This window comes from Streptomyces sp. NPDC088354, from assembly GCF_044753585.1.
Taxonomy (GTDB): Bacteria; Actinomycetota; Actinomycetes; order Streptomycetales; family Streptomycetaceae; genus Actinacidiphila.
This window is the reverse complement of the sequence record NZ_JBIVNJ010000113.1, coordinates 1-4,650: the sequence shown is the minus strand read 5'-3', so window position 1 is coordinate 4,650 and position 4,650 is coordinate 1. Positions and strand designations below refer to the sequence as shown.

Here is a 4,650-nt window from a genome sequence, read left to right as displayed (position 1 = left end):
GACATCTCGCTCAACCGTCGAGGAGCCTCGTCCGTTCTGCACGAGTCGCCGACCGGCCGACCGTCACCCGATCGGTGGCCTCGCTGAAAAGGCTCCCTGACCTGTTCGTCCCGCTCCCGTAGTACGTACCGAATGACTCGTGCGACGAGTTTCCCTTCGCCGGTTCGTTTGAGGGAGGGACTCTTGGCGCCCTGTGCGCTGACATCGTCCCGTTGTTCCAGAACGGCCAGTGGATCATCTACGAAGCCCGTACGGACAAGCCGGTCACGTTCAACGAGCCGTGCGTACGTGCCCACGTTGCTTTGGACGCTAACGAGTCCGCCGGCGGCAAGTACGGGGCCTTCGTGAAGAATCAGCGCGTCCTCGACACTGAGAAGTACAACGTCAACGTCGTTGCCTGAGTACTCCGCACCACGGAGGGGCCACGGGGATGTTTTCCCCTGGCCCCTCCCATAGAACTCGAAGGAGATCACGTGGAAGGTTCCCCGCTGATGCCGTGGGCATGGGCCATAGATCCACGCATGGGGATGTGGTGTGTGACCTTCACTCGCGGCATCACGCCGCACGACGTCCTTGCCCGGTACGGGGCCGATAGCCGAACCGCCCGACTTCTTACCTCGCAGCAAGCCGCTCAGCTCAATGAGACAGAGGGATCGGTGCTACGTGCTGGTGCCCTGAACGACTGGTCTTTCTGCTTCGAAGACTACGGGGTCATGGGCCGGATGCCCGGTCCTCTGTCGGCACTGTCCCAAGGCACCGAGACCTTCAGCATCCTCCGGGGTGGGGACGGCATGAACGGGTTCGCACACTGGCGTAACGGGCAGTGCACCGAGCGTTTCACGCCCGGCTACGCCCATACCCGACCGCCCACACCCCACCCCTGGTGGGACGCAGTGCAACAGCAGCTCGATGCTGCGGACGCGGAGTATCCCGGCCTGATACCCGTGCTGGAAGCCGTAGCCCTACACACTGACGCGGTGCTCGACACCAACATCCTCAACGGCCCGCTGCTCACCCTGCTACTCGACGACAACAGCCGGACCCCCGACCCACCACCTCAGCCGCCTTTGGAGCAGCCCCTTCAACCACCTGGGCGTCTGCTGGGTTTTGTCTTGCCTAGACCGACTTCGGCACCGTCGGTGCAGCACGCCCCCAACCACCCCGCCGACCAGCACACGCAAGGGTTCAAGCCGAGGGAATAGAGCATCGTCCTTGGCGAGTGCCGCCCCCGCAATGCGGGGTGGTCCGGATCCGGCGCGCCCTGCACTGGCTTGACGATCTTCCCCTACCCGGACCTCAGCCGCCCTCGTCCCCGGTGTTCTCGGCGACATCGGGGGCCCGGAAAGGGCGCAGGCTCTCATGTTGCGGTTACCAGCGCATGCCGAGTGCGTCGAGTTCCGCGCGTCGTTCCTCGGTGAGCTCGTCGGCCCGGTGACGGGCGTTGTCCACGAACTGAGCCAGCTTGACGTCCGTGACCGTCCCGTCCGACTTGGTGAGCTGCTCGACGAGCTTCCGGGGCACCTGGGGTGTCTGGAAGCTATGTGGTTCCGGAAACGACCGGATGACAATATTCCTTGTTCTGTAACAGTAACGATCCTTGTGGAGATGCGCCTGGTCGGGTACTGCCTTGGCCCGCAGATTCACTTGGATGTGGTGGCCAGCAGTGCGAACCCGGGCTTACGCAGGGAGACTTGACCTCTGGGTGCCTCGGGGCAGAGGACCGGCCGAATGGCGCGCATATTCCATTTCTGCCTACGGTGTCGCTCTCGCGGTAGCGGCGCGCACTGTTTCCCGCATTACGCCTGTGCTCTGGTGCACGGCAGGACGGCGTATCGTTGGCCTGGTGTCCATCAACGGCGCGCGGTAGAAATACGCGCTCTTGCGATGACCCTTTGTCAAAAGTAGCTGAAAAGCGAGAGAGAGTTATGAAGAAGCGTACCGCTTTCCGAGCAGCCGCTACAGCCGCTGTGGCCCTCGTCGGCACCCTGGCTGTCATACCTACTCAGGCTCACGCGGCTCCGTGGGCATGCAAGGCCGGCAGTGTCTGCATGTACGAGAACTTCGGACTCAAGGGAACCACTGCGGTCCTGCCGGAGCTCAACAGGGGCCAGCGGGGAGAACTCAACGATTTCCGCCGCGGGAGGTACACCAACCCTGCGGTGCCGCTCAACGACACCGTTTCATCAATCTATAACAGGACCAGCATGCCGGTGTACCTCTACCAGGACGGTGATTTCAATTATCACGCATGCGAGGCGCGAAAGAACCGCGACGTCATCAGGGTTGATCCTGGCGAGGCGCTTGATCTTTCTGACTGGACGCGCATGAACGACAAGGCGTCGTCGGCCAGCATCGGGAAGGAAATGGTCTGTGACCGAAAGAGCGACGTTGACTGGAATGCCTACTGGGTCAACCGGTGACCTGCGACGCTTGCACGATGAGCGGAGCCTCTCGGTGAGCATTGCGGCTTCGCGGACCTCAGCCGGCTGCCCACTGATCGGCGCCCAGCTTGATATCGCGGGGGCGATCGAGGTGGGCGGGACCGTGTCGAGCAGGGGCAGTAGCTGAGGTGCCGTCGCCCTCGGGCAAGGAGGACGTGAGCGCGGCGCCAGAGACAGCCCCCAAGATAGGGCCGCCGGTGCCGCACACAGGGGCTGGGCCGGGACTTCCCGTTCGGAGTCCCGGCCTGGCCCTTCACCCATGCTGCGGCTGCTACCAGCGCATGCCGAGTGCGTCGAGTTCCGCTCGCCGTTCCTCGGTGAGCTTGTCGGCCCGGCGGCGGGTGTTGTCGAGGAACTGGCCCAGCTTGACCTCGGTCATGGTCCCGTCGGGCTCGGTAAGCCGCTCGACGTGCTTCCGGGGCACCTGGAGGCTTCCCTCGCGGGCGTGGAACTGCCGGGCAGCGCGAAGGTTGGTCGCCCATTTGTCCGCCTGCGTACGCGGCGCTGGCGGCCTCTCCGAGGCATCTGCGGGGCTGAGGTGGAGCATGTTCTGAAGCATCCAGACCTGCGCGGGCAGCAGCTGCTCCCATCCCAGACGCTGCGCCCGGACCCACGCCCCGAGGTCTTCGCCCTGCACCGTGGTCTCGCCCGGCACGGTCGGGAGCGGCTGGCCGTTCTCGATGAGAGTGCGGCACAGCCGGTAGCTGCGCTGCCAGGCCACGGGCCAGGACGGGCACCAGGACGGGTCGATGGCCTCCAGGGCGTCCCGGCGTTCCTCCGAGAGGGCGCCGGCGGTGGAGCCGACCGGCAGCCCTGCCTCGCGCCGCTGCTCGATCGTGTTCGCGAGCCGTCCGGCGGTCCGCTGGTTCTTCAGCCAGACGCCTACCGGGTAGTCGTTCCAGACCGCCGTGGCGGGCGGCAGCAGATGACCGTGCTCCGCCGCCCACGCCGCCGCAGCTGACAATCCCTCGGCGAAGGCGACGTCCCAGTGCGACCACACCATGCCCAGATCGCCCAATTCAGCGGCCCGCTTCGGCTTCATACCACCCGAATTGAAAAACCTCCGCTGATCCGCAATCCATGTCCCCAGAGGAAAAGCAGCGGGGTCCCAGTCCTCCGGCGTGACGAAGGCGTAGGGGACTTTCAAGTCCCCGTTCTCTTTTACATACCGGGTCGCCGCCTGAATCCCGGCACGCCAGTACGTATTTTCTGGCCGGAGCACCCGCAGGCTCATGAACCGGGCCAGAATCGCCGGATCACGCGGCGTCGAAAACGACAACAGCCCCTGCGCGGGAGCTGAAACACCACCCTCCGCACTCTCCCCACCCGGACCGCCGGTTGCGGCGCTCTCAGCAGCCGACGTCTTCGTGGCGCGGCTGGGGGCTTGCTGCTCCGCCAGGCGTTCGATGGTCTCGGTGTCGTGCGAGCGCAGCGCGGCCATGACCTTGGCCAAGCTGTTGTAGCCCTTGGAGGTGAGCATGGCGTCGGGGTCCTCACCGGGGGCGAGGAAGACCGGGACGACCAGGCTGGCCACCTTGCCTTCCCCGGGCTGCATGCGCAGCGCCCGGCCGACGATCTGGAGGATGTCCACGGCCGAGCCGCGCACGTCCCCGAAGAACACGCTGTCGCATCCGGGGGTGTCGACGCCTTCCCCGAGGACGCGAACGCTGCTGAGCAGCCGCAGTCGCATCGGCACCAGCTCCCCATCAGCCCGCTCGCCGACGGGGTCGGCGAACGTGGCCAGGGTCTCGCGCCGGTGGGTGGGGGAGTGCTCCCCACACAGCCAGTCCGCCCAGACCCGATCCGGCTCCGCATACGTCTGCGGGTCGTGCTCCCACAACCGCTGGGCGACGGCCGGCACCCCGGCCGCCATCGCCTCCGCCTCACTCGTCCGGTAGTGGAACGTCAGCATGCGCCGCAAGCCCCGCACGGCAGCAGTCTTCACCGCAGCAGTCTGCAGAGCTGCCAGCCGGGACCCGCGCACGGTGTCAGAACGAGACTCCATCCCCAGCAGCACCGCCGCCTGCAGCTCCGGATCGGTCACGTCGACACACACCACCTGATACGCGGCGACCAGGCCCCGGTCCCGCGCCTGGGAGAGCGTCAACTTGTAGGCGACCGCCCCGAACAACCCCTCCGGATCGTCCTCCATCGACGCCACCAGCACCGGCCCCGCACCGCCGTCCTCGGGCGCCTCCCACACCCGCGG

Annotated in this window: 5 protein-coding genes; 3 read left to right on the top strand and 2 right to left on the bottom strand. The window is 66.1% G+C overall.

Annotated elements, in window-relative coordinates; all coding sequences use genetic code 11:
- Window positions 1-212: 212 nt before the first annotated feature.
- On the top strand, window positions 213-401 hold the full coding sequence (locus tag ACIP98_RS41935; RefSeq protein WP_401982099.1) for a hypothetical protein: 189 nt from the start codon (window positions 213-215) through the stop codon (window positions 399-401).
- A gap of 135 nt (window positions 402-536) precedes the next feature.
- Window positions 537-1,202, top strand: a complete 666-nt coding sequence (locus tag ACIP98_RS41930) for a DUF6461 domain-containing protein (protein ID WP_401982097.1) — start codon at window positions 537-539, stop codon at window positions 1,200-1,202.
- A 166-nt stretch (window positions 1,203-1,368) separates the two neighbouring features.
- Here ACIP98_RS41930 and ACIP98_RS41925 read toward each other — a convergent pair whose 3' ends face one another.
- The gene (locus tag ACIP98_RS41925; RefSeq protein WP_401982094.1) at window positions 1,369-1,521 is read right to left on the bottom strand and encodes a helicase associated domain-containing protein; all 153 of its coding nucleotides are present in this window, start codon (window positions 1,519-1,521) and stop codon (window positions 1,369-1,371) included.
- A gap of 404 nt (window positions 1,522-1,925) precedes the next feature.
- Between ACIP98_RS41925 and ACIP98_RS41920 the strand changes: the two genes are divergently transcribed.
- On the top strand, window positions 1,926-2,420 hold the full coding sequence (locus tag ACIP98_RS41920; RefSeq protein WP_401982091.1) for a peptidase inhibitor family I36 protein: 495 nt from the start codon (window positions 1,926-1,928) through the stop codon (window positions 2,418-2,420).
- A 292-nt stretch (window positions 2,421-2,712) separates the two neighbouring features.
- Here the strand turns inward: ACIP98_RS41920 and ACIP98_RS41915 are convergent, their stop codons facing one another.
- The gene (locus ACIP98_RS41915; protein ID WP_401982088.1) at window positions 2,713-4,608 is read right to left on the bottom strand and encodes a Helicase associated domain protein; all 1,896 of its coding nucleotides are present in this window, start codon (window positions 4,606-4,608) and stop codon (window positions 2,713-2,715) included.
- Window positions 4,609-4,650 lie beyond the last annotated feature (42 nt).